Source organism: Pseudomonas sp. MPB26 (assembly GCF_046605355.1).
Lineage (GTDB): Bacteria > Pseudomonadota > Gammaproteobacteria > Pseudomonadales > Pseudomonadaceae > Aquipseudomonas > Aquipseudomonas cedrina.
In genome coordinates this window covers 2678834-2702663 of record NZ_CP176793.1, presented here as the reverse complement: position 1 = coordinate 2702663, position 23830 = coordinate 2678834, and the positions used below count along the sequence as shown (strand labels likewise).

16 protein-coding genes and 4 pseudogenes are annotated in these 23830 nt (G+C 59.0%); 16 read left to right on the top strand and 4 right to left on the bottom strand.

What is annotated here, in order from left to right; genetic code table 11:
* Positions 1-87: 87 nt before the first annotated feature.
* Positions 88-1203 (bottom strand): hypothetical protein, encoded by a 1116-nt coding sequence (locus ACLH0H_RS12490; protein ID WP_411382188.1) that lies wholly within the window; start codon positions 1201-1203, stop codon positions 88-90.
* A gap of 201 nt (positions 1204-1404) precedes the next feature.
* Positions 1405-3306 carry a sigma-54-dependent Fis family transcriptional regulator gene (locus tag ACLH0H_RS12485; RefSeq protein ID WP_411382187.1) on the bottom strand — a complete coding sequence of 634 codons (1902 nt, stop codon included), beginning with the start codon at positions 3304-3306 and terminating at the stop codon, positions 1405-1407.
* A 271-nt stretch (positions 3307-3577) separates the two neighbouring features.
* Here ACLH0H_RS12485 and ACLH0H_RS12480 point away from each other — a divergent pair, with 271 nt between their 5' ends.
* The 9 genes from ACLH0H_RS12480 (at position 3578) to ACLH0H_RS12440 (ending at position 12978) form a co-directional block, all read left to right on the top strand.
* Entirely contained in the window at positions 3578-5098 is a 1521-nt protein-coding gene (locus tag ACLH0H_RS12480) for an aldehyde dehydrogenase family protein (protein WP_411382186.1), read from the top strand.
* 209 nt (positions 5099-5307) lie between these two features.
* Entirely contained in the window at positions 5308-6741 is a 1434-nt protein-coding gene (gene eat / locus ACLH0H_RS12475; RefSeq protein ID WP_076952649.1) for an ethanolamine permease, read from the top strand.
* 52 nt (positions 6742-6793) lie between these two features.
* Positions 6794-8188, top strand: a complete 1395-nt coding sequence (locus ACLH0H_RS12470) for an ethanolamine ammonia-lyase subunit EutB (protein WP_411382185.1) — start codon at positions 6794-6796, stop codon at positions 8186-8188.
* Positions 8185-9018, top strand: a complete 834-nt coding sequence (gene eutC, locus ACLH0H_RS12465; protein WP_411382184.1) for an ethanolamine ammonia-lyase subunit EutC — start codon at positions 8185-8187, stop codon at positions 9016-9018. Before ACLH0H_RS12470 ends, eutC begins: the two co-directional genes overlap by 4 nt.
* A gap of 91 nt (positions 9019-9109) precedes the next feature.
* Positions 9110-9568: a GNAT family N-acetyltransferase gene (locus ACLH0H_RS12460; RefSeq protein ID WP_411382183.1), complete on the top strand. Its 459-nt coding sequence runs from the start codon at positions 9110-9112 to the stop codon at positions 9566-9568.
* Between the two features lie 304 nt (positions 9569-9872).
* Positions 9873-10529 carry a DedA family protein gene (locus ACLH0H_RS12455; RefSeq protein ID WP_076952645.1) on the top strand — a complete coding sequence of 219 codons (657 nt, stop codon included), beginning with the start codon at positions 9873-9875 and terminating at the stop codon, positions 10527-10529.
* Positions 10530-10535: 6 nt separating this feature from the next.
* Positions 10536-11351: a zinc-dependent peptidase gene (locus tag ACLH0H_RS12450; protein WP_411382182.1), complete on the top strand. Its 816-nt coding sequence runs from the start codon at positions 10536-10538 to the stop codon at positions 11349-11351.
* A 109-nt stretch (positions 11352-11460) separates the two neighbouring features.
* Positions 11461-11988 (top strand): inorganic diphosphatase, encoded by a 528-nt coding sequence (ppa, locus tag ACLH0H_RS12445; protein WP_076952643.1) that lies wholly within the window; start codon positions 11461-11463, stop codon positions 11986-11988.
* Positions 11989-12201: 213 nt separating this feature from the next.
* Positions 12202-12978 carry a helix-turn-helix transcriptional regulator gene (locus ACLH0H_RS12440; RefSeq protein WP_076952642.1) on the top strand — a complete coding sequence of 259 codons (777 nt, stop codon included), beginning with the start codon at positions 12202-12204 and terminating at the stop codon, positions 12976-12978.
* 300 nt (positions 12979-13278) lie between these two features.
* Here ACLH0H_RS12440 and ACLH0H_RS12435 read toward each other — a convergent pair.
* Positions 13279-13516: pseudogene (locus ACLH0H_RS12435) on the bottom strand (hypothetical protein).
* 526 nt (positions 13517-14042) lie between these two features.
* On the opposite strand from ACLH0H_RS12435, the gene ycaC reads away from it, so the two are divergent.
* Entirely contained in the window at positions 14043-14675 is a 633-nt protein-coding gene (gene ycaC, locus ACLH0H_RS12430; RefSeq protein ID WP_093514305.1) for an isochorismate family cysteine hydrolase YcaC, read from the top strand.
* Between the two features lie 73 nt (positions 14676-14748).
* Here the strand turns inward: ycaC and ACLH0H_RS12425 are convergent.
* Positions 14749-14938 (bottom strand): annotated as a pseudogene (locus ACLH0H_RS12425) (DUF1016 N-terminal domain-containing protein); the annotation flags it as partial.
* Between the two features lie 173 nt (positions 14939-15111).
* Here ACLH0H_RS12425 and ACLH0H_RS12420 point away from each other — a divergent pair.
* From ACLH0H_RS12420 to dxs, 6 genes and pseudogenes are all read left to right on the top strand, one after another.
* Positions 15112-19745 (top strand): annotated as a pseudogene (locus tag ACLH0H_RS12420) (RHS repeat-associated core domain-containing protein).
* 32 nt (positions 19746-19777) lie between these two features.
* Positions 19778-20074, top strand: a complete 297-nt coding sequence (locus ACLH0H_RS12415) for a hypothetical protein (protein WP_411382181.1) — start codon at positions 19778-19780, stop codon at positions 20072-20074.
* A gap of 245 nt (positions 20075-20319) precedes the next feature.
* A pseudogene (locus tag ACLH0H_RS12410) lies at positions 20320-20535 on the top strand (DUF4172 domain-containing protein); the annotation flags it as partial.
* A 75-nt stretch (positions 20536-20610) separates the two neighbouring features.
* Positions 20611-20853 (top strand): exodeoxyribonuclease VII small subunit, encoded by a 243-nt coding sequence (locus tag ACLH0H_RS12405; protein ID WP_411382180.1) that lies wholly within the window; start codon positions 20611-20613, stop codon positions 20851-20853.
* Positions 20850-21737, top strand: a complete 888-nt coding sequence (locus ACLH0H_RS12400; RefSeq protein ID WP_411382179.1) for a polyprenyl synthetase family protein — start codon at positions 20850-20852, stop codon at positions 21735-21737. The genes ACLH0H_RS12405 and ACLH0H_RS12400 overlap by 4 nt, the downstream gene beginning before the upstream one ends.
* A 110-nt stretch (positions 21738-21847) precedes the next feature.
* Positions 21848-23752, top strand: coding sequence for a 1-deoxy-D-xylulose-5-phosphate synthase (gene dxs / locus ACLH0H_RS12395; protein WP_411382178.1), 1905 nt, complete (start codon positions 21848-21850; stop codon positions 23750-23752).
* Positions 23753-23830 lie beyond the last annotated feature (78 nt).

Sequence of the window (23830 nt, the reverse complement as noted above, 5' to 3'; positions counted from 1 at the left end):
GAAGACTACCTTGACTAAGCTTCACTGTAGAAAATAATGGAAGTCAACGACCGCCCCACATGACCGTTGACTGGAACAAAGAAGCTCTTAATTTTTTACAGAAGAAGACCCAAGAGTGTTTTTAATATTTCCAACTACCTTTTCTTGCGCGGTCTGTACTTCAGCAAGTCTTTTTTCGAGTATTTCTATCCGTGCTGGTAGGCCTGCGCTGCCCTCTACTGGCTCAGTCTCAGGCAAGTAACGATTAAAAAACGCCCTATGTTGTTGTGCAAGAACACCGGTGTGCTCCTCTGCTTCATCCAACATGTCTTCGAGTTGAGTCATGCGTTTAACCGGATCACTCGACCAGCCCTCACCCGGGACCAACTCGTTCTTGCTGTGCCCAAACCTCAATATCAGTGCTTCGTTGGTAGCCAAAAATATCCGGTCTTGAGCGGTATCCATTCTAGCTTTAAGTACCTGCTGCTCAGGTGAGTCAGTGGCGGACGCGCTCGTCGAAGCCAGTGGTTGAGGCACGTACTTCGCTTTGATCGCTTCCGTCGTCGACGTGGTGGCTGCAGAGCTTGCGGCATTAGTCGGTATCGCCACCACACCCCCCGCCAGAGCTGTGATTGCCGCGTCACGTGCCGTTCTAGCGGCCGAGGACTTCGGCTGGATCACCCCGCTTTCGGCCAATCGAAGAACATCGTTAGAGTTCCTGGCCACTTGTTCAGGGGTCTTTAAACTCACCGGGGCCGGCGTGGCCCCCCAGTCCGCGGTATTTCCGAGCGGTTTTTTAGTGCCCCCTATATCCTTGTGAGGTTCATTATCTCCCAGCGCGGCAGATTGCTTGGACCTTGCCACCTTCCCGTCCTTATTCAACAGCCTTCCACTGTCGTCAATACGATAGCCTTCTTTATTAACGCGTGCGCCAGTTTTATCAACATGGTTTCCTTGCGCATCTATCCGGCGCCCGTGCTTATTATAAAGTTCGGGCTGCGCAGGACTCGATGAACCTCCATTGGCACTTACCGAGGTGGATTGCCCCTGCGAAATTGGTTTTTGGCCTTTCACCGGTTTTTGCGGTGCCTGATGAGGTCCACTGCCACCCACATTATGAGAGGTGGCGTAGTGGTGATTATTAAGGGGCTTGGGAACGGGCTTATTATTACCACCCACATTAAGGGGCGCACTGTAAGGCTTGAAACTGGTAATTTTGGGCATAACTTAGAACCTGGACAATAGTTTTAATACACGATTGAGACGCCCTCCATGCTCTCTATTACTTACGTGGCCCTCATCGAATATGTAGTTCCACGCCCACCAGCGTCCACCCATACTTTATCGATTGAAAATAACTAACAGCTCAATAGCCCCACCCTATCAAGCGTATTTAACCTGTTAACTATATTCCTGCCTTTAAACTTAATGACTGCGCCCTTCCATCACAATATTATGCTTGCGCAACTTGCGGTACAGCGTATTGCGGCTGACCCCCAGTTGCTCAGCGGTCCGGGTCATGTGCCAGCGCTGCTCTTCCAGAGCGTTCAGCAACGTTTTACGCTCAGCCTCGTCCAGGGGCGAGGTACTCACGGGGATGACGGGTGTACGCACATTCGCAGGTAAATCGCTGACTGCAATGCGGCCGTCTTCCGTCAACGCGACCAATGTGCGCAACACCATGCGTAATTGCCGCACATTGCCCGGCCACGCATACGCGAGCAGGGCCTCCCGCGCTGCGGCCTCCAATGTGACGGCCTGCCCTGTGGCCTCTTGATCCAGTAAAAATTCCAGCAATTGCGCTTTATCTGTGCGCTCGCGCAGCGCAGGCAGTTGCACCTCCAACCCATTGAGCCGGTAGTACAAATCTTCACGGAAGCTGCCGGCCTGAACGCGCTCCAGCAAAAGACGGTGAGTGGCGCTGATGATTCTGACATCCACCGCCTGCGGCGCGCCGCCGATGGGTACCACCAGGCGATCTTCCAGCACCCTTAACAGACGGGTTTGCAAGGCAAAGGGCATGTCACCGATTTCATCCAGAAACAACGTACCGCCATGCGCCTGCTGTAACTTGCCGCGCATGCCTTCTTTGAGCGCGCCGGTAAAACTGCCGCCGCGATAACCGAACAGTTCACTTTCAATCAGGTTTTCGGGAATGGCGGCGCAGTTGAGGGCCACGAAGGCATTGTCGGCGCGCGAACTGGCTTGATGCACTGCCTTGGCGAAGGCCTCCTTGCCACAACCGGTTTCGCCATTGATCAGCAGCGGCACATCACGCTCGAACACTTTGAGCGCCCGTCGAAAATCGACCTGCAGCGCGGGATCGCCCAGGCAGATGCCAGGCAGGCGCGCCGGCGCGCCAACCCCCTTGGCCAGAGACACCGCCACGCTGCGCGGCTGCCCACGCAAGGCCGCGAATAGCGGCCGGCCGTCACGGGTGCGCAACGGCCAACTCGCGGAGGCCTGGGCGCTGGCGCGGCCGAGCAACTGGTCGAGGGAACTGTCGAAAAACGCCTCCACCGACTGCCCGATCAGGCCGCTCCGGACCTGCCCCAGCAGGTTCAGCGCGCTCTGGTTCACCGCGCAGATGCGTCCTTCGCCATCAAACGCCAGCAGGCCTTCGCTGAACAGGCCCACCGATTCGGCCTGCAGGTGAAAGCGCAACAGCCAGTGCTGCTCAAAATGACGCAAAAAGTAGCAACTTTCGATCATCTTCGCCGACAGGTTCACCAGCGCCATGGTGTGGAACTGGCTCTGGCGCGACACCGCTTCGCGCGCCGAGGACACGTCGAGCACTGCCAGCAATTGACCATGGGGATCGAACACCGGGCTCGCCGAGCAGGTCAACCCGGTATGGCGGCCGCGGAAGTGCTCATCGCGGTGAATGGTCACGGACTGGCGCTCCACCAGGCAGGTGCCAATGCCGTTGGTGCCCTCACAGGCTTCGCTCCAGTCAGCACCGAGCCACAACCCGGCGCGCTCGAAAATCCTGCGCTCGGAGGGCGCCGTCACACAATTGAGGATCACCCCGCGCGCGTCCGTCAGCAGCACCGCGTGACCGGCGCCCGAAAGTTGCTGATGCAGGCTGTTCATCTCATTGCCGGCAATCTGCAGCACCTGCTGCAAACGCTCGCGGCTTTCCAGCAGGCGGCCATGTTCGAGCACGGTAGGGGCGATGCTCAGTGCCGGATCAAGGTGATAATCCTGCAGGCAACGCCGCCAGGAGCGCGCGATGGACGGGTCACTGGCCGGGCCCTGGGACGGGTTCTGACCTCGGGTGACGGTCAAGACTTGCTGGGCATGGCGACTGAACTGATCGTTGTGCATGTTCTTATTATTCTCCCTGCGTGAGAACGGCCAGCATCCCCCACGCACCTGACCATTGCAACCCGGAGCGACTCGCCGGTCATGGGCTGTACCGTTTATGGCACACACTGTCACCCGCACTGTGTCAGGCGTGCTACAGCAACGCCTTGCAACAAACCCCAACCCCTTGATTTACCGAGCGCTCGACGCAGTGGCCCAACCTTTGCTCTACGCTTTATCAAGCGCTTTGCGCTGCGCTCCCAATAAACATAAAAGCCAGGAGATACCCACCATGCGTTACGCACACCCCGGCACTGAAGGCGCCATCGTTTCGTTCAAGGCCAAGTACGGCAACTTCATCGGCGGCGAATTCGTTGCGCCGGTCGATGGCAACTATTTCACCAACACTTCGCCGGTCAACGGCAAGCCAATCGCTGAATTCCCGCGCTCTACCGCCAAAGACATCGACAAGGCCCTCGACGCGGCCCATGCCGCCGCCGACGCCTGGGGCAAGACCTCGGCCCAGGACCGCTCGCTAGTGCTGCTGAAAATCGCCGACCGCATCGAACAGAACCTCGAACTGCTGGCCATCACCGAAACCTGGGACAACGGAAAGGCTGTGCGCGAAACCCTCAACGCCGACATCCCGTTGGCCGCCGACCACTTCCGCTACTTCGCAGGCTGCATCCGCGCCCAGGAAGGCACCAGCGCCGAGATCAACGAACACACCGCGTCTTACCACTTCCATGAACCGCTGGGCGTGGTTGGCCAGATCATCCCGTGGAACTTCCCGCTGCTGATGGCCGCATGGAAACTCGCCCCGGCCCTGGCCGCCGGCAACTGCGTGGTGCTCAAGCCGGCCGAGCAAACCCCGCTGGGCATCAACGTGCTGATGGAGTTGATCGGTGACCTGCTGCCACCAGGCGTGCTCAACGTGGTGCACGGTTTCGGCAAGGAAGCTGGCGAAGCGCTGGCCACCAGCAAACGCATCGCCAAGATCGCGTTCACCGGCTCGACCCCGGTGGGCTCGCACATCATGCACGCGGCGGCCGAGAATATTATTCCGTCCACCGTTGAGCTGGGCGGCAAGTCGCCGAACATCTTCTTCGCCGACATCATGAAAGCCGAACCTTCGTTTATCGAAAAGGCCGCTGAAGGACTGGTGCTGGCGTTCTTCAACCAGGGCGAAGTGTGCACCTGCCCTTCCCGCGCGCTGGTGGAAGAGTCGATCTACGACGACTTCATGAAAGTAGTCATGAAGAAAATCGAGCAGATCAAACGCGGCGACCCGCTGGACACCGACACCATGGTCGGCGCCCAGGCGTCCGAGCAGCAGTTCGACAAGATCCTGTCCTACCTGGAAATCGCCAAGGGCGAAGGCGCGCAACTGCTCACCGGCGGTAAGGTCGAGCAACTCAGCGGCGATATGGCCGGCGGCTATTACATCCAGCCGACCCTGCTCAAGGGCACCAACGAAATGCGCGTATTCCAGGAAGAAATCTTCGGCCCGGTGGTGAGTATCACCACATTCAAGGACGAAGCCGAAGCCCTGGCGATTGCCAACGACACCGAGTTCGGCCTGGGCGCCGGCGTGTGGACCCGCGACATCAACCGCGCCTACCGCATGGGCCGGGCGATCAAGGCGGGCCGCGTGTGGACCAACTGCTACCACCTGTACCCGGCGCATGCCGCGTTCGGCGGTTACAAGAAGTCTGGCGTGGGCCGTGAGACGCACAAGATGATGTTGGATCATTACCAGCAGACCAAGAACCTGCTGGTGAGTTACGACATTAATCCGTTGGGCTTTTTCTAACCAACCTCCCGTCCCACATTTGAAATGCAATTAAAAATGTGGGAGCAGGCTTGCTCGCGAAAGCGGTGTAACAGTCGCCGATTTATTAACTGATCTACCGCTTTCGCGAGCAAGCCCGCTCCCACATTTAGTTCTTCACAAGTACTTGGAAACTTCATTCGGCACACAGAGGCCGAGTTAAAAACAATAACAACGAAAGGTACTTCCCCATGCCTAGCGAACCCACTGGGTCCTCCGTCGACTTCGAAAAAGTCGATTCCCAATACTTCCAACAACGCGAATTGAAAAAAGGCGCCGCCGGCTGGGTGCTGCTGGTTGGCCTGGGTGTTGCCTACGTGATTTCCGGCGACTACGCCGGCTGGAACTTCGGCCTGGCCCAAGGCGGCTGGGGCGGGATGTTCCTCGCCACATTACTGATGGCCACCATGTACCTGTGCATGTGTTTTTCCCTGGCCGAGCTGTCTTCCATGATCCCCACCGCCGGCGGTGGCTACGGCTTTGCCCGCAGCGCCTTTGGCCCTTGGGGCGGGTTCCTCACCGGCACCGCCATCCTGATCGAATACGCCATCGCCCCCGCCGCCATCGCAGTGTTTATTGGCGCCTATTGCGAGTCGCTGTTCGGTATCGGCGGCTGGATGATTTACCTGGCGTTCTACATCATCTTTATCGGCATCCACATTTTCGGCGTCGGCGAGGCCTTGAAGCTGATGTTTGTGATCACCGCCGTGGCCGCGATTGCCCTGGGCGTATTCCTGGTGGCGATGGTGCCGCACTTCAACGTCGCCAACCTGCTGGATATTCCGGTGAGCGAAGCCAAGGGCGCCAGCAGCTTCCTGCCGTTCGGGTATGTGGGGGTGTGGGCGGCGATTCCCTATGCCATCTGGTTTTTCCTCGCGGTAGAGGGCGTGCCCCTGGCGGCTGAAGAAACCAAGAACCCGAAACGCGACCTGCCGCGCGGCTTGATCGGCGCCATTGTGGTGCTGACCAGCTTTGCCCTGCTGATCCTCGTCATCGCTCCGGGCGGCGCCGGCACGTATGCACTGGTCAAATCCGGCAACCCACTGGTGGAAGCGCTGGCCCTGGCCTACGGCGGTTCGACCTGGATGGGCAGCTTCGTCAACCTGGTCGGCCTGGCCGGGCTGATCGCCAGCTTCTTCTCGATCATCTACGCCTATTCGCGGCAGATCTTCGCGCTGTCCCGTGCCGGCTATCTGCCGCGCAAGCTGTCCCAGACCAACAAAAGCAAGGCGCCGGTACTGGCCTTGGTCATCCCCGGCATCATCGGTTTTGGCCTGTCGCTGACCGGCCAGGGTGATTTGCTGATCCTGGTGGCGGTGTTCGGCGCGACCATTTCCTATGTATTGATGATGGCCGCGCACATCACCCTGCGCATCCGCCGCCCCAAAATGGATCGCCCCTACCGCACGCCGGGCGGCATCTTCACTTCGGGCGTCGCGCTGGTACTGGCCTGCGTGGCCGTAGTGGCGGGCTTTCTGGTGGATCCGCGGGTGGTGATTGGCGCCGCGATCATCTATGGAGTATTAATTGCTTACTTTGCTTTCTACAGCCGGCATCACTTGGTAGCGGGCACGCCCGAAGAGGAATTCGCGGCGATCCAGGCCGCAGAGGCCGCCCTGCACTGAATGCCGTAAACCTCGACGCGGGCAGTTGCTCGCGTCGTCAAGGAGACACTGTATGGCAAGCTTTTCCCACGCGGTGGGCGCACAGACCTACCGCTTCGACAGCCTCAAGGACGTGATGGCCAAGGCCAGCCCTGCACGCTCCGGGGACTTTCTCGCCGGTGTCGCGGCGCAGAACGATGGTGAGCGGGTGGCGGCGCAGATGGCGCTGGCGAACATCCCGCTCAAACACTTTCTGCAGGAAGTGCTGATCCCGTATGAACGCGACGAAGTCACCCGACTGATCATCGACACCCACGATAAACGGGCGTTTACCACCGTCAGCCACCTGACCGTCGGCGGCCTGCGTGACTGGCTGCTCAGCGACGCCGCCGATGAACAATCCCTGCGCGCCTTGGCGCCGGGGCTGACACCGGAAATGGCCGCCGCCGTGTCCAAGATCATGCGCGTGCAGGACCTGGTCCTGGTGGCGCAGAAGATCCGCGTGGTCACGCAATTTCGCGGCACGATGGGCCTGCGCGGGCGTTTATCCACACGACTGCAACCCAACCATCCCACGGACGAACCGGCGGGCATCGCCGCGAGCATCCTCGACGGCCTGCTGTATGGCAACGGCGATGCCATGATCGGCATCAACCCGGCCACCGACAGCACCGCCTCGATCTGCGCCATGCTGGAGATGCTCGACGCAATCATCCAGCGCTATGAGATCCCGACCCAGGCCTGCGTGCTGACCCACGTCACTACCTCCATTGAGGCGATCAACCGTGGCGTGCCGCTGGACCTGGTGTTCCAGTCGATTGCCGGCACCGAAGCGGCCAACGCCAGTTTCGGCATCAGCCTGAGCCTGCTGCAGGAAGGCTACGAAGCGGGTTTGAGCCTCAATCGCGGCACGCTCGGCCAGAACCTGATGTATTTCGAAACCGGCCAGGGCAGCGCCTTGTCGGCCAATGCGCACTTTGGCGTCGACCAGCAAACCTGCGAAACCCGCGCCTATGCGGTGGCGCGGCACTTCAAGCCGTTTCTGGTGAACACCGTGGTGGGTTTTATCGGCCCCGAGTACCTGTACAACGGCAAGCAGATCATCCGCGCGGGCCTGGAAGACCACTTCTGCGGCAAGTTACTCGGCGTGCCCATGGGTTGCGACATCTGCTACACCAACCACGCCGAAGCCGACCAGGACGACATGGACACGCTGCTGACCCTGCTGAGCGTGGCCGGGATCAACTTCATCATGGGCATCCCCGGTTCCGACGACATCATGCTCAACTACCAGACCACCTCGTTCCACGACGCCTTGTACGCCCGCCAGACATTGGGCTTGAAACCCGCGCCGGAGTTTGAACAGTGGCTGGCGAAGATGGGCATCTTCACGCAAGCCGACGGCAAGGTGCGCTTCGGCAACAGCCTGCCGCCGGCGTTCCGCCACGCCTTGGCGCAACTGGGATGAAGGAGCCGCCCGTGCAACTCGACCTGCCTGACAACCCATGGCTGGAACTGCGCCGCCTCACCCCGGCGCGCATTGCGCTGGGCCGCACCGGCACCAGCCTTCCCACCAGCGCGCAGCTGGATTTCCAATTCGCCCACGCCCAGGCGCGCGACGCAGTGCATTTGCCGTTTGACCATGCCGGCCTCAGCCGCCAATTGGCCGAACGCGGCCGTGACAGCCTGCTGCTGCACAGTGCCGCCGCCGATCGGCACAGCTACCTGCAACGCCCGGATCTGGGGCGGCGGCTCAGTGATGAGTCGGCCCAGGCCTTGCGTGATCACGCCTGCGCCAATCCCGGCGGCGTAGACCTGGCGGTGGTGGTGGCCGATGGTTTATCGGCGCTGGCCGTGCATAAACATACCTTGCCATTTCTGACGCGCCTGGAGGAACACACCGACGCCGAGGGCTGGTCCCTGTCGCCGGTGATCCTGGTAGAGCAGGGCCGCGTAGCGGTGGCGGATGAAATCGGGCAATTGCTCGGCGCCAAAATGGTGGTGATCCTGATCGGCGAACGGCCTGGCCTCAGCTCGCCGGACAGCCTGGGGCTGTATTTCACCTATAACCCCAAGGTCGGTCTCACCGACGCCTATCGCAATTGCATCTCCAACGTGCGCCTGGAAGGCCTTAGCTACGGCATGGCAGCCCATCGCCTGCTGTACTTGATGCGAGAGGCGTGTCGCCGGCAATTGTCGGGGGTTAATCTCAAAGACGAGGCGCAGGTACAGACTATCGAATCGGATGATCCGGACCTGATGAAAGGTAACTTCCTGCTCAGCCCGCCGCAGGACTGATCGCTGCACGATTGCGCTTTTTCACGCCATTAGGCAGCATCGAGTCACGGCCGCGCGTGTGGTCATACCCATTTGGAAGTTGAGGCCTGGCATGCGGATTACTCAAGCGACCCTGGAACACTTGGACCTGCTGACCCCGTTGTTCGTCAAATACCGCGAGTTCTACGGGGCCCTTCCCTTCCCGGATTCGTCGCGGGCCTTTCTGGAAAAACGCCTGCGCCGCAAGGAATCGGTGATCTACCTGGCGCTGGCGGATGATGACGACAAACGGCTGCTGGGGTTTTGCCAGTTGTATCCGAGCTTTTCGTCGTTGTCGCTCAAGCGTGTGTGGATTCTTAACGACATCTATGTCGCCGAAGATGCGCGACGCCAGTTGGTAGCGGACAACCTGATGCGCACGGCCAAGAAGATGGCCAAGGAGACCCACGCGGTGCGGCTGCGGGTGTCGACCAGCAGCGATAACGAAGTGGCGCAGAAGACGTATGAGTCGATCGGGTTTCGCGAGGACACCGAATTCAAGAATTACACGTTGCCCATCAGCGAAGACTGACCGCACTAGCCCATACACCACAACTCCCCCTGTGGGAGCGGGCTTGCTCGCGAAAGCGGTGGGTCAGTTATAAATTGTCTGACTGAAGCACCGCTTTCGCGAGCAAGCCCGCTCCCACATTTAAACCGCGTGTGCCAAGAGAACCGAGACATCCCCCGCTACAAAACCAACACGCTTTTCACCTCTCAATCCGTATAATGCGGACCTTTCAGGGTTGTAAGAAATGCGGCATACACTTGTAGCCTTATTACCCGAGCTTCCGCACAAGGCCTGCTGAGCCGGGCCATTCACACAGGTGCCATCCATGGATTTCAACCCGCTCGACCTTATCCTGCATCTCGATGTCTACCTCGACCTGCTGGTAACCAATTACGGTCCGTGGATCTACGCCATTCTGTTCCTGGTCATTTTTTGCGAAACCGGCCTGGTGGTCATGCCGTTCCTGCCGGGTGATTCATTGCTGTTTATCGCCGGCGCCGTGGCGGCAGGTGGCGGCATGGACCCGGTCCTGCTCGGCGGCCTGTTGATGCTCGCGGCTATCCTCGGCGACAGCACCAACTACGTGATCGGGCGAACGGTGGGCGAACGCTTGTTCAACAACCCGAACTCGAAGATCTTCCGCCGCGACTACCTGCAAAAAACCCACGAGTTCTACGACAAGCACGGCGGCAAAACCGTGACCCTGGCGCGCTTCCTGCCGATCCTGCGCACTTTTGCGCCGTTCGTAGCCGGCATCGCGAAAATGCCCTACCCGCGCTTCTTCGGTTTCAGCGTGCTCGGCACCGTCCTCTGGGTCGGTGGCCTGGTGACCTTGGGCTACTTCTTCGGCAACGTGCCGTTCATCAAGAAAAACCTGTCGCTGCTGGTGGTGTTCATCATCCTGCTGTCGCTGGTGCCGATGATCATTGGCGTGTTCCGCAGCCGCTTCGGCCGTGCGTCCTCCGAAGCCAAGCAGCAGTAACCTGCGATGTGGTCCCTCAGCGCCTGGCGTCGCCAGCGCTTGCTGGCCAAGCACCCGATTGCCGATGACACGTGGCAGCGGGTGCGCCAGCACCTGACTTTTCTCGACGGCATCAGCCCCGAGCAGGACCAATGGCTGCGCGAAGCCTGCGTGCTGTTCCTCGCCGACAAACACCTCACCGCCCTGCCCGGCGTCGAACTGCACCAGGAACAACGCCTGCTGCTCGCCGCCCAGGCGCAACTGCCGCTGATGCATCTGGGCGACCTTGACTGGTACCAGGGCTTCCACGAAATCGTGCTGTACCCCGACGACTTCGTCAGCCCCCAGCGGCATCGCGACAGCAGCGGTATCGAACACGAATGGGACGGCGAACACAGCGGCGAAGCCTGGCAACAGGGCCCGGTAATCCTGGCCTGGCCCGGCGTACTGGCCAGTGGCAACTGGGAAGGCTACAACCTGGTCATCCACGAACTGGCGCACAAGCTCGACATGCTCAACGGCGACGCCAACGGCCTGCCACCGCTGCACAACGACATGCGCGTGCAGGAATGGGCCAGCGTGATGCAAAGCGCCTACGACGACCTCAATCGCCAACTGGACGCCAACCCGCACGCCGACACCGAGATCGACCCCTACGCCGCGCAAAACCCGGCGGAATTCTTCGCCGTTACCACCGAATATTTTTTCAGCGCCCCAGATCTGCTGGCCAACAGTTATCCACAGGTGTACGCCCAACTCAGCCGCTTTTATCGCCAGGATCCACTGGCCCGCCTCGCCCAACTGCAAGCCAGCGACCCGCGCTATCAGCCACAAGGCGAATGACCGTACGACGTCTGGCGCATGGCATCGGCGTCAGAATATGCCTATAATCGCCGCCACTTTTAGGCCAATCCGGCCATGTCATATGGCCAACTAACGGGGGCAACGCCCAATGAGCTACAGCAAGATTCCGGCTGGCAAAGACCTGCCGAACGACATCTACGTCGCCATCGAGATTCCGGCCAACCACGCGCCGATCAAATACGAAATCGACAAAGACAGCGACTGCCTGTTCGTTGACCGTTTCATGGCGACCCCTATGTTCTACCCGGCCAACTACGGTTTTATCCCCAACACCCTGGCTGACGACGGCGACCCCCTCGACGTGCTGGTGGTAACCCCTTACCCCGTCACCCCAGGCTCGGTCATCCGCGCCCGCCCGGTCGGCATCCTGCACATGACAGACGACGGCGGCGGCGACGCCAAGGTTATCGCGGTCCCCCACGACAAGCTGTCCCAGTTGTACGTGGACGTGAAGGAATACACTGACCTGCCGCCCCTGCTGCTGGAACAGATCAAGCACTTCTTCGAGAACTACAAAGACCTCGAAAAAGGCAAATGGGTGAAGATCGACGGTTGGGGCGACGCAGAAGCCGCCCGCGCCGAGATCATGAAGTCGGTCGCCGCCTACAAAGGCTGATACCCGCTCCTCATTGCACTCGCAATTGAAAAAGCCCCGATCATTCGGGGCTTTTTTGTGGGAAAATTTAAACACCTAGTTCAATACTTTATAAACACCGTTTAACTAGCACGTGAATCTGAAGTATCAAGCTACAACTAAGCAAAAGCCTACACGCGCAACTCAACGCATGGTTTATTTGATCTGTAAATCCCGCCAGTAAACTCTGCGTTTATGAATACATCAGGTGATCGTTTAAAAGCGTTACTGCGGGAAGTTCATCTTTCCGCCTCCGACTTCGCCAAGAACCGTGGTGTCACGCCTCAACACGTGAACAACTGGTTCAAGCGCGGTGTACCCATGGGCCGACTCAACGAGATCGCAGAATTGCTCTGCGTCTCCAGCCGTTGGCTGCGCACCGGCGAAGGCCCCAAACACCCACCGGCCAACTTCCTGCTGGAAGGCCCGGACACCCGAAAAGGACTGCCCACACTGCGCGAAGGAAGCGGCAAATACCTCACAGGCCCCGCCTGTTCTCCAGAAAAAATTGACGTGGAGATCGACCTCCACCCCTCATTCACCTCAACCGAACGCATCCGCATCTCCCTGCACACCTTCGAAACCCTCAACGTAAACCCCGACCGCGCCCTGGGCGCCTACATGGTCGACAACAGCATGATCGACATCATCCAACAAGGCGCCACCCTCGCCGTGGACCGAGGCCGCACCCAAATCATCGACGGCGAAATCTACGCCGTAGAACACGACGGCATGCTGCGCATCAAATACCTCTACAACCGACCCGGAGGTGGCTTGCGTATGCGTAGCCACAATGCTGGCGAACATCCGGATGAATACCTTACGTACGAACAACGCTTTGAGCAGAACTTCCAGATTCTGGGCTGGGTGTTCTGGTGGTCCACGCTGAACAACCGCAGGCCACCGGTGCCGCTGGATGATCACCTGTTGGGCTGGGAAGGCTCTAAATCGGATCCGGAGGTGGGCAACTGAGATGGATGTGGGTATTATGCGCCGCACATTTGGCAGGGGGTGGCTTGAAGCTATTCACCCTGCTCGGCGATGCGGAGGAGTTCCCGCGGATGCCCCTACTATTTCAGCCTGACGTGATGTGGGCTGAGCGATTTGAAGGCTGGTGAGGTTTACCAAAAATAGACTGAACCAGTCCCCGAGAAGCCGGCCACAAGCCGGCTTTTTAATACCTGTAAAAAATCCAATTCAATTTCCAAAAGCTGTTGGACAATTGAATGACCAAAAGCGGGCTGCTTGTAGCCCTTCCCGCGTCTGAGGGTGTTAGCTAGGCTGCATACACTCCACAGCCCGATCCGCCACCATCTTCGCCATCTCCACCAAGTGCATTACCGCCCTCTGCGGCGCACCCAGCGGCTCCCCGAGCATCTGCGACGTCGCCACCGCACACTGCAGGCAGCTCCGCCACACGCACCCAAGCATCCTCGAAGCTCAGTTCCTCATTGACAGCAAACGGCTTGGTCACAGCCGATGACGGCGAATTTGAAAAAACGTTATCCATAGCAAACCTCCAATCGATAATTTGGAGCTGCCACTTCACGCGACTAAACAAAAGGCGGCAGCTGTACGCAGGTTAGTCGACCGGTCGATTGGAAACCCGGCGCACCCGAAGGTGCCCTGCGCACAGCCACCATAAGATGCAGGCGAAGGGGTGCCTGACTCATGAGTTGCTTATGCGCCAATCGAATCCGGGCGACTAAACCCGATCACTGAATGTGCAGTGACAATCCGCAGCCTAGTCACCCAACCCCACTGGCGCAATGCGGTTGAGATTCTCTCGGAAACGTCCTGCAAATGAAAGGGAGAGGCCCTGCTGGCCACTCAAGATCAGGGCCCAAACCAGACAGCAAATCACTCGCTACCTAGAGTTGTGCAACAGGCTGCTGCACAAACCGCCAAATCCAATCGTCCCTTTTAAGTTGACAGTAAGACGCCTTTCAGCCGATTTATCACCCAGCGTCCACCCATTAATCTGTGCCCATGTTGAACGCAACGCCCAACCAACCTAAACAAAAAAGGATTCAACCATGAGCACTGCAACCTACAACCGCCTCAACAAAGACGACGCCGTAGTCTTGCTGGTCGACCACCAAACCGGCCTGATTTCCCTGGTGCAGGACTTCTCGCCCAACGAGTTCAAGAACAATGTGCTGGCCCTGGCCGACCTGGCCAAGTTCTTCAACTTGCCGACCATCCTCACCACCAGCTTCGAACAAGGCCCCAACGGCCCGCTGGTTCCAGAGCTCAAAGAGATGTTCCCAGACGCGCCGTACATCGCCCGCCCTGGCCAGATCAATGCGTGGGACAACGAAGACTTCGTCAAGGCAATCAAGGCCACCGGCCGCAAGCAGATCATCATTGCCGGTGTGGTCACGGATGTGTGCGTCGCGTTCCCGACCTTGTCGGCACTGGCGGAAGGGTTTGAGGTGTTTGTGGTGACCGATGCATCGGGCACGTTCAATACCACGGTGCAGCAGGCGGCGTGGAGCCGGATGACGCAAGCGGGTGCGCAGCTGATGAACTGGTTTTCGGTGGCGTGTGAGCTGCATCGCGACTGGCGCAACGATATTGAAGGGCTGGGGAATTTGCTGTCGCAGCGGATTCCTAACTATCGCAACCTGATGAATGGGTATGCCGCGCTGACGGCTCATCAGAAGTAAGTAAGCAAAGCCGTACGACAAGCCTGCCCTTAGAAGCAGGCTTTCGTCGTTATTTTGCCAGTTCTCGCTCATACCAGGGCAACTGTGCAAGCACCTCTTGCACAAATTCCGCATAAGGCCAGGCCTGCGCAAAAGCACGCATGTACTTGAGATTACGTGGCGAAACCCCTTTCATTTTGGGGAAGGCTGCACGTAAATCCTGAGCGAGGCGCTCATTTACCTTGGTACACGCCCCCCTGTTCGGCCTGGCGGATCAGAATATCGGGGCAAATGCTCGTCAATCAGTATGGTCGCTATTTGAAGTAGCTCTTCAGCGAGAGTTGGCGCTTACTTTTGCAGCCCTTTCGTAAGCCCATTCTGATTTTCCCAACCGTTCATCCAGTAGCTTTTCGCTGCGGCATGCTCCGACGCCTTGCCCCTCGTCGAGACGTCACGGATGACCCACGTTGCCCACATTGCCCTTATCGAATTTGAGCTCAATGGCTTTCATCAGAGCCTGAAGGTTTATCGCCAGCAGATGAACGCCTGGTATTCCCGTGCGCTGGATTCAGTGAGCCATGCGATGGACATGCCGTCATTGCTGGGATGGACCGGGTGTTGCGGGTGGGAGATTCGCAGCGTTCCGTGAGTATTTCCGACTCTGAATTTGCCACCGTGGCCCAGTGCCCGGTGGGCGGCGAGCTGAAGATCGAGAGCCTGTTCGAGTCGGTATATGACGTGCCGATCGGCAATATCCCGGCTGAGGTGATCGGACTGGATGACGGCAGTTCCACCCTGATCATGCTGGATGAACAGGGCAAAGGCTCGCACTACTGCGCGGCGGGCGGACGCTATCAGGTGCGGGTGCAGGGTTCAGTTTCCGAGGAGCAGGTGGACGCGCTGTTCGCCTCCTACACCGGGCTGACTTCAGACCTTGAGCAGTGGCTGCGCAAGCAATGGGCAGGTTTCAAACCGCATTGGGAGCAGTCCACCGCGAGTGCGATTGGCAGCGGCGTGCTGGCAGGCAGTTGGGCCGCGATTCGCGATGTGTGGGACAGCATCAAGCTGGTGCAGGCGATTCTTGAAGACCCGTTGAAATTCGTCGAGCAATTGGGTGATCAGGCCGCCCAGTTGGCGCGGATAGCGATTGATACGCCCAAGGTCATGGAACAGGCGATGTTGCTGGCCAGTGATGAAGCGGCGCTGTTCCTGATGGTGCGCACGGCGATGATCTGGTTGGACGCGTTGCCGCCCAGTGAGATCGCCGAGGTGGCCGCCGGTTTTTTTGTGTCGGTGCTGATTGATCTGGTAATTGGCGCGGTGCTGACCATCGCCTTGCCAGCGGCGGGTGTGGCGTATTTGAGTTTGCGGCTGGTCAAGTATGGCGCGCGGACTCTTGAGGCTGCGGTGGGCTTTGTTAAGGGTCTTTTAGGGATACTGACGCAGTTCATGCAGGCAGTGGATCGCTACAAGGCGGTCGCGGTGCGCGGGGTGGTTGGCGGGCTGAAGCAAGGCACGCTGCAGATGCGCTGGAAGGCGCGGCAGAACGCGGTGCTGAAGCAGACAGAGCATGTGGATGACGTGCCTGCTGTTGCTAAGAATCCGGCCGGGGATGCGGCGGTGGCTTCGGACAAGACCGTCACCAATGGTTGCCCGGTGTCGATGGTCACCGGGGAGGAATTGCTGACGCTGACCGATGGTGTGCTGGACGGGGTTTTGCCGTTCGAGTGGACACGGTTGTACCGCACCAGTGCCGTGGAAGTGGATGGCGGGTTGGGGTTTGGCTGGAGTCATTCTTTATCGCATCGGCTGAGTGTTTCCGGTGATTCGGTGGTGTGGGTCGATCATGAGAACCGGTCGACCATCCTGCCCTTGCCGACTATTGCTCGGCCGGCGATTACCAATAGCCTTGCCGAAGCGGCGATTTATTTGGGTTCTTTGCCGGATGAGTTGGTGCTGGCCCAGGCGTCACGGTTCTACCACTTCCGCGACGGTGTACTGACGGCGATCAGCGATGCGTATGACAACCGGTTGCGCATTTCCCGGGACTTTTTGGGGCGCATTGAGCGGGTTGATAACGGTGTCGGGCGGTCGTTGTTTTTGCGCTATGCGTCGGGCCGCATTGTGGCGGTGGATTACCAGATTCAACGCGCCGAGGACGACGGTCCTTTTGTCTGGACTACCGAGCAGAACATTGTTTCCTACGCCTATGACGACCTTGGACGGCTGGTTTCGGCGACCAATGCGGTAGGCGAAAGCGAGGTTTATCGGTACGACGAGCAGCACGTCATTCTTGAGCGTGGGTTGGCCGGTGGGGCGAGCTTCTATTGGGAGTGGGAACGGACTGGCAAGGCGGCGCGGTGTGTCCGGCATTGGGCGAGTTTTTCGCAGATGGACACGCGGTATGTCTGGGGCGATGACGGCAGCGTTGTCGTTCATAACGCCGATGGCAGTCAGGAAGTCTATGTCCATGATGATCGGGCGCGCTTGGTGCAACGCATCGATCCGGATGGCGCCCAACACTTCAAATCCTACGACGACAAAGGTCGGCTGACGGTTGAGCAGGACCCGCTCGGTGCGATCACGGCGTATCAGTACGACGAAGCCGGGCGTTTGGTTGCGTTGTTTCCAGGGGATGACGAACCGACTTCCTACGAGCACGACAACGGTTTCGTGCGGGTGGTGCGGCGTGGTGAAGCGGTCTGGAAATATGAGCGTAATGATCAGGGCGACTTAACGCGCAAGACCGATCCTGAAGGCAATTGCACCTACTACACCTACAACAAACACGGCCAACTGATTGGCGTTTGGTACCCTGATCACAGCTGTCATCGCTTGGTGTGGAATGCGCGTGGTCAGTTGCTGGAAGAGCAATTGCCAAACGGCGGGACCAAACGCTATCGCTATGACGACCTCGGGCGAAAAATCACCCAAGAGAATGAGCTCGGCGCGCTGACGCAGTATCAGTGGGATGCCGCAGGCCGTTTGCTGAAACTGACTCAGCCCGGTGGTGCCACGCGGGAATACAGCTAAAACGCTTACGGCAAAATCACCTCCGAACGCGACGAACTGGGCCACGTCACCCGCTACGAATACGCTGACGGCCTGCACCTGATCAGCCGCCGCATCAACGCCGACGGCACCCAGGTCAACTACCGCTACGACAACGCCCGGCTACTGCTGACCGAAATCGAAAACGAAGCCAGCGAAACCTACCGACTCGATTACCACAACAACGGCCTGATCCAGCAGGAAATCGGCTTTGACGGCCAGCGCACCGCCTATGCCTACGACCTCAACGGCAACCTGCAGGAAAAAACCGAACACGGCGACGACGGCAGTCAGCTAATCACCCGTTACGACCGCGATCACGCCGGGAGACTCGTACGAAAAACCCTGCCCGACGGCAACATCATCGATTACGCCTACGACCGCCGAGGCAATCTCCTCAGCGTCGACGACGGCCATTGGTTTTTAGCCTACGAATACGACCCACAAAACCGCCTCACCGCCGAACACCAAGGCTGGGGCACCTTGCGCTACGGCTACGACGCCTGCGGCCAATTAAAGAACCTGCGCCTGCCGGACAACAACCGCCTCGCCTTCAACCACAGCAAAGGCGGCCACCTCGCCACCGTCGAACTGAACGGTGAAACCCTCACCTCACACCGGTTCAAATGCGGCCAGGAACACCAACGCCAACAAGGCCTGCTCCTCAGCCACTATCACTACGACGATCAACAGCGCCTCCACACCCACGCCGTCACTCAACAGCACAACTACTTCTACCAACGCCACTACGACTACGACAAATCCGGCAACCTCACCCGGCTCAACGACACCCGCAAAGGCGAAAACCATTACCACTACGACCCACTCAACCACCTAACCCGCGCCGACCACTCCTACGGCGAACAGGAACGCTTCGCCCACGACCCGGCCGGCAACCTGTTCATGCAAGACCGCCCCGGCCCCGACATCGTCGCCGGCAACCGCCTGCTGATCCAGGGCGACCGCCATTACGACTACGATGCCTTCGGCAACCTCATCCGCGAACGACGCGGCAAAGCCCCTCCACTCGTCACCGAATACCGCTACGACTGCCAGCATCGGCTGATCAACCTCACCCAACCCAACGGAAAAACCGCCAGCTACCGCTACGACCCGTTTGGTCGCCGCATCAGCAAAACCGTCGACGGAATCACCACCGAGTTCTTCTGGCAAGGCGACAAACTCATCGCCGAACACCATGCGGAGCGGCACCGCAGTTACCTCTACGAACCGGACAGCTTCCGTCCGCTGGCCCTGCTGCAAGGTTTCGGTCCAGAAGAAACCAAGCCCTACTACTACCAGCTCGACCACTTGGGCACGCCACAGGAACTCACCGCACCGGATGGCGAAATCGTCTGGTCCGCGCAGTACCGCGCCTACGGCGAAATCACCCGCCTGGACGTCAATAAAATCGACAACCCGCTGCGCTTCCAAGGACAGTACTTCGATCAGGAAAGCGGCCTGCACTACAACCGCCATCGCTACTACAATCCGGACATTGGTCGCTACCTGACGCCGGATCCGGTGAAGTTGGCGGGTGGGATCAATTCGTACCAGTACGTGCCCAACCCGACCGGGTGGGTGGATCCCCTAGGTTTGAACTCTTGCCCTGGCGGAGACGGGTGTAAACCAGAGGCGATTGCCAAGGATCCGGCCAAATCGCCAAAAGTTAATGAAGGAGAAGCTGAACTACCAAAAACTGGAGGAGCTCAGCGAGCAGCAAAATATTCCTCAAACTGGAAAACAGCCAGCCTGGATGAAAACGTAATCAAATTTGCCAGCGCTAACCCAATCGTGACGACGACAGATAAGGGCAAGAAGATATACAAAAACCCTACCAACGGCATTGAAATTGTAGAGGACCTCAATGGAGCCTACTTCAGGATCTATGATCCATCACTGCCAGGTAAACGACGCTATTTAAGTCTTGAAGGCATAGTCACTAATAACAAAATATCTCATTCTGGAAAGCAAATAGGCAGAACGAAAAGCGAATACAATGAAGCTACCCATTTCAACAAAGGAGATTACAAAAAATGAAAATAATTTGTACACCTCTTACGTTGGAGGCCATGAATTTATTAGACATAAACGACTGCCCGGACTCCTTACTCGAAAGCGTCACCCTCACCGACGATGAGTACGAGCAGTTTCTTGAATCAGGCGCACTGGAAGCTATAAACAATACGCTTGGAAAAATGATTGATAACTACGAAGACGAAGCAATCGACAACATTGATGAGCTCAACAAAAGCTTAGCGATACTCAAAGACCATCTGACGCCTGGGAACTCCTTAACAATGAAAAAGCTGATCAACCTGAACACCCTTGCGATCAAAAACCGTACAGGCCTTTTTTTCTACTTTTAACGTATTACAAATACTCTAGTGCTCTAGCGGACACAGGAACCGTATCCTGCATAGAGCAGTAAGTTCTGGGCACAGGGTAATCCGACCTTCGTCCTTGAATACCTAAGCATGAGCGAAAAATACTCATAGGCGATGAGCCGGATAGCATACGCAATCGGCTCACAGAATGAGCCGAATACCCTGCTTAATCGGCTCACACCAAGGCAGTTCCCCAATCGACCACCCCAACCGAAGCTCGACCCATTGAGATGAATGTGCTCAATCGTCTGCTAGACGGCAGGGACAAGGACTTTGGACATGACATCAGCGCCGCGCAGTATCAAACGGTAGCAAAGGTGTCCAAGGCCACCGCGACGCGTCACCTGGACGACATGCTGGAAAAGAACCGCCTTATGCGCTTGCGCGGCGGCGGCCGCAGCACGCGTTACACGCGTTATAAGGTCAATACAGCGCGTGAGTAATGCCCCCGCTCATTTGCCCAGAATCCGCATGTCTGCTAGTGTCGCGCGGGTTTACCGTCTACCGGAATAGCCGCCATGGTCCGCAAAAAAGTTGCACTCGATTTCGAACAATCCCTCGCCGACCTGCAAACCCTGGTCGAGCGTCTGGAGAACGGCGAGTTGTCACTGGAGGACTCGCTGACCGCGTTTGAGCAAGGCATCGGCCTGACCCGTGACTGCCAGAGCGCGCTCGCGCAGGCGGAGCAGAAGGTGCAGGTGTTGCTGGAACGTGATGGGGAGTTGGCCGAAGAACCTTTCGATGCGGAACAACCCGAATGATCGACGCGTATCAGGCCAGTAGCCAAGCCCGGGTGAATGCGGCGCTGGAACCCTTGTTTGTTGCGCCAAGCCCGCAAATGCAGCGCCTTTACGACGCCATGCGCTACAGCGTGATGAACGGCGGCAAGCGTGTACGCCCGTTGCTGGCGTATGCGGCGTGTGAAGCGCTGGGCGCGCCAGCCGAAGAAGCGAATGGCGCGGCGTGCGCGGTAGAGCTGATTCACGCCTATTCCCTGGTACACGACGACTTGCCGGCGATGGACGACGACGATCTACGTCGTGGCCAGCCGACCACCCATAAAGCTTTTGATGAAGCCTACGCGATCCTGGCCGGTGATGGCCTGCAGAGCCTGGCGTTCAGCGCCTTGCTGGACCCGCGCTTGAACAGCGTCAACGCCGAGATCCGCTTGCGCATGGTCACCGCCTTGGCATTGGCCGCAGGCCCGGCGGGCATGGTCGGCGGGCAAGCCATCGACATGGGTTCGGTCAGCCTCAAGCTGGATCAACAGGCCCTGGAACACATGCACCGGCACAAGACCGGCGCACTGATCGAAGCGGCCGTGCACCTGGGCGCCTTGGCCAGTGGCCGTGCCGAAGCGGCGCAATTGGCCGCGTTGCAGGCTTATTCACGGGCCATCGGCCTGGCGTTCCAGGTGCAGGACGACATTCTCGACGTAGAAAGTGACACCGCGACCCTGGGTAAACGCCAAGGCGCCGATATCGCACGGGACAAACCGACTTATCCTGCGCTGCTCGGGCTTGCCGCGGCCAAGGCGTATGCCATTGAGCTGCGCGATCAGGCCCTGGACGCCCTGCGACTTTTCGACGCGGCAGCCGCGCCATTGCGTGACCTGGCGCGGTATATCGTCGAACGCCGACACTGATAACAGCGGCCATTAAGGCCACCTATCCGTCAAGTTCGGCGCTCGGCGTGCGCAGTTTGCGATGCTTGAGGTAAACTGCGGCCTCTTCTATACCTATAACGATTCGCCTGATGCCCACGACGTTTCAAGAGATTCCCCGCAAGCGCCCGTCCACGCCCCTGCTTGACCGTGCTGTCACGCCGGCCGGCCTGCGTCGACTGGCTGAAGCCGAGCTGGAAACCCTGGCCGATGAGTTGCGCCTGGAATTGCTCTACACGGTCGGCCAGACCGGTGGGCATTTTGGTGCCGGCTTGGGCGTCATCGAGCTGACCATCGCCCTGCATTACGTGTTCGACACCCCGGACGACCGGCTGGTGTGGGACGTGGGCCACCAGGCGTACCCGCATAAAATCCTCACCGGGCGCCGCGAGCAAATGGGCACGCTGCGCCAGAAGGACGGCATTGCCGCCTTCCCGCGCCGCGCCGAGAGCGAGTACGACACCTTTGGCGTCGGCCACTCCAGCACCTCCATCAGCGCCGCGCTGGGCATGGCGATTGCCGCCCGCCTGCAAGGCAGCGAGCGCAAGGCGATTGCCGTGATTGGCGACGGTGCGCTGACCGCCGGCATGGCCTTCGAAGCGCTGAACCATGCGCCGGAAGTGGACGCCAACATGTTGGTGATCCTCAACGACAACGACATGTCGATTTCGCGCAACGTCGGCGGCTTGTCGAATTATCTGGCAAAGATTCTTTCCAGCCGTACCTATGCCAGCATGCGCGAAGGCAGCAAGAAGGTGCTCTCGCGCCTGCCCGGCGCGTGGGAAATTGCCCGTCGTACCGAAGAATACGCCAAGGGCATGCTGGTTCCCGGCACCCTGTTCGAAGAGCTGGGCTGGAATTACATCGGCCCGATCGACGGTCACGACCTGCCCACCCTGATCGCCACGCTGCGCAACATGCGTGACCTCAAGGGCCCGCAATTCCTGCATATCGTCACCAAGAAAGGCAAGGGTTTTGCCCCAGCAGAAGTCGACCCGATTGGCTACCACGCGATTACCAAGCTCGATCCCCTGGACGCCCCGGCTCCGGCCGCCACGCCGAAACAAGCCAGCGGGCCGAAGTATTCCGGCGTGTTCGGCGAATGGCTGTGCGACATGGCCGCCGCCGATTCGCGCCTGGTAGGCATTACCCCGGCGATGAAGGAAGGCTCCGACCTGGTGGCGTTCAGCGAGCGTTTCCCGCTGCGCTACTTTGACGTGGCGATTGCCGAGCAACACGCCGTCACGTTTGCGGCCGGCATGGCCTGTGAAGGCGCCAAACCGGTGGTGGCGATCTATTCGACGTTCCTGCAACGCGGTTACGACCAGCTGGTGCATGACGTGGCGGTGCAGAACCTCGACGTGCTGTTCGCCATCGACCGCGCGGGCCTGGTGGGCGAAGACGGCCCGACCCACGCCGGCAGCTTTGATCTCTCTTACCTGCGCTGCATCCCCGGCATGTTGGTGATGACGCCGAGCGATGAAAACGAACTGCGCAAGATGCTCAGCACCGGCCACCTGTACAAAGGCCCGGCGGCCGTGCGTTATCCGCGCGGCAATGGCCCGAATGCGCTGATCGAGAAGGACCTGGAGCCTATCGAGATCGGCAAGGGTGTTGTGCGTCGCCAAGGCAGCAAGACCGCGTTTCTGGTGTTTGGCGTGCAACTGGCCGAAGCGCTGAAGGTGGCCGAGAAGATCGATGCGACCGTGGTCGACATGCGTTTCGTCAAACCCATGGATGAAGCCTTGGTTCGCGAAATCGCCGGCAGCCATGAGTTGCTGGTGACCGTCGAAGAAAACGCCATCATGGGCGGTGCCGGTGCGGCCGTCAGCGAGTTCCTGGCGCGGGAGAATATCCTCAAGTCGGTGCTGCACCTGGGCTTGCCGGATAAGTACGTCGAACACGCCAAGCCGGCGCAGATGCTGGCTGAATGCGGGCTGGATGAGGCCGGGATTGAGGCAGCTGTACGTCAACGCATGACACTGCTCGCCCTGTAGAAACCCGATCAAAATGTGGGAGCGGGCTTGCTCGCGAATGCGGTGGTTCAGTTAACTATGCATTGACTGATACACCGC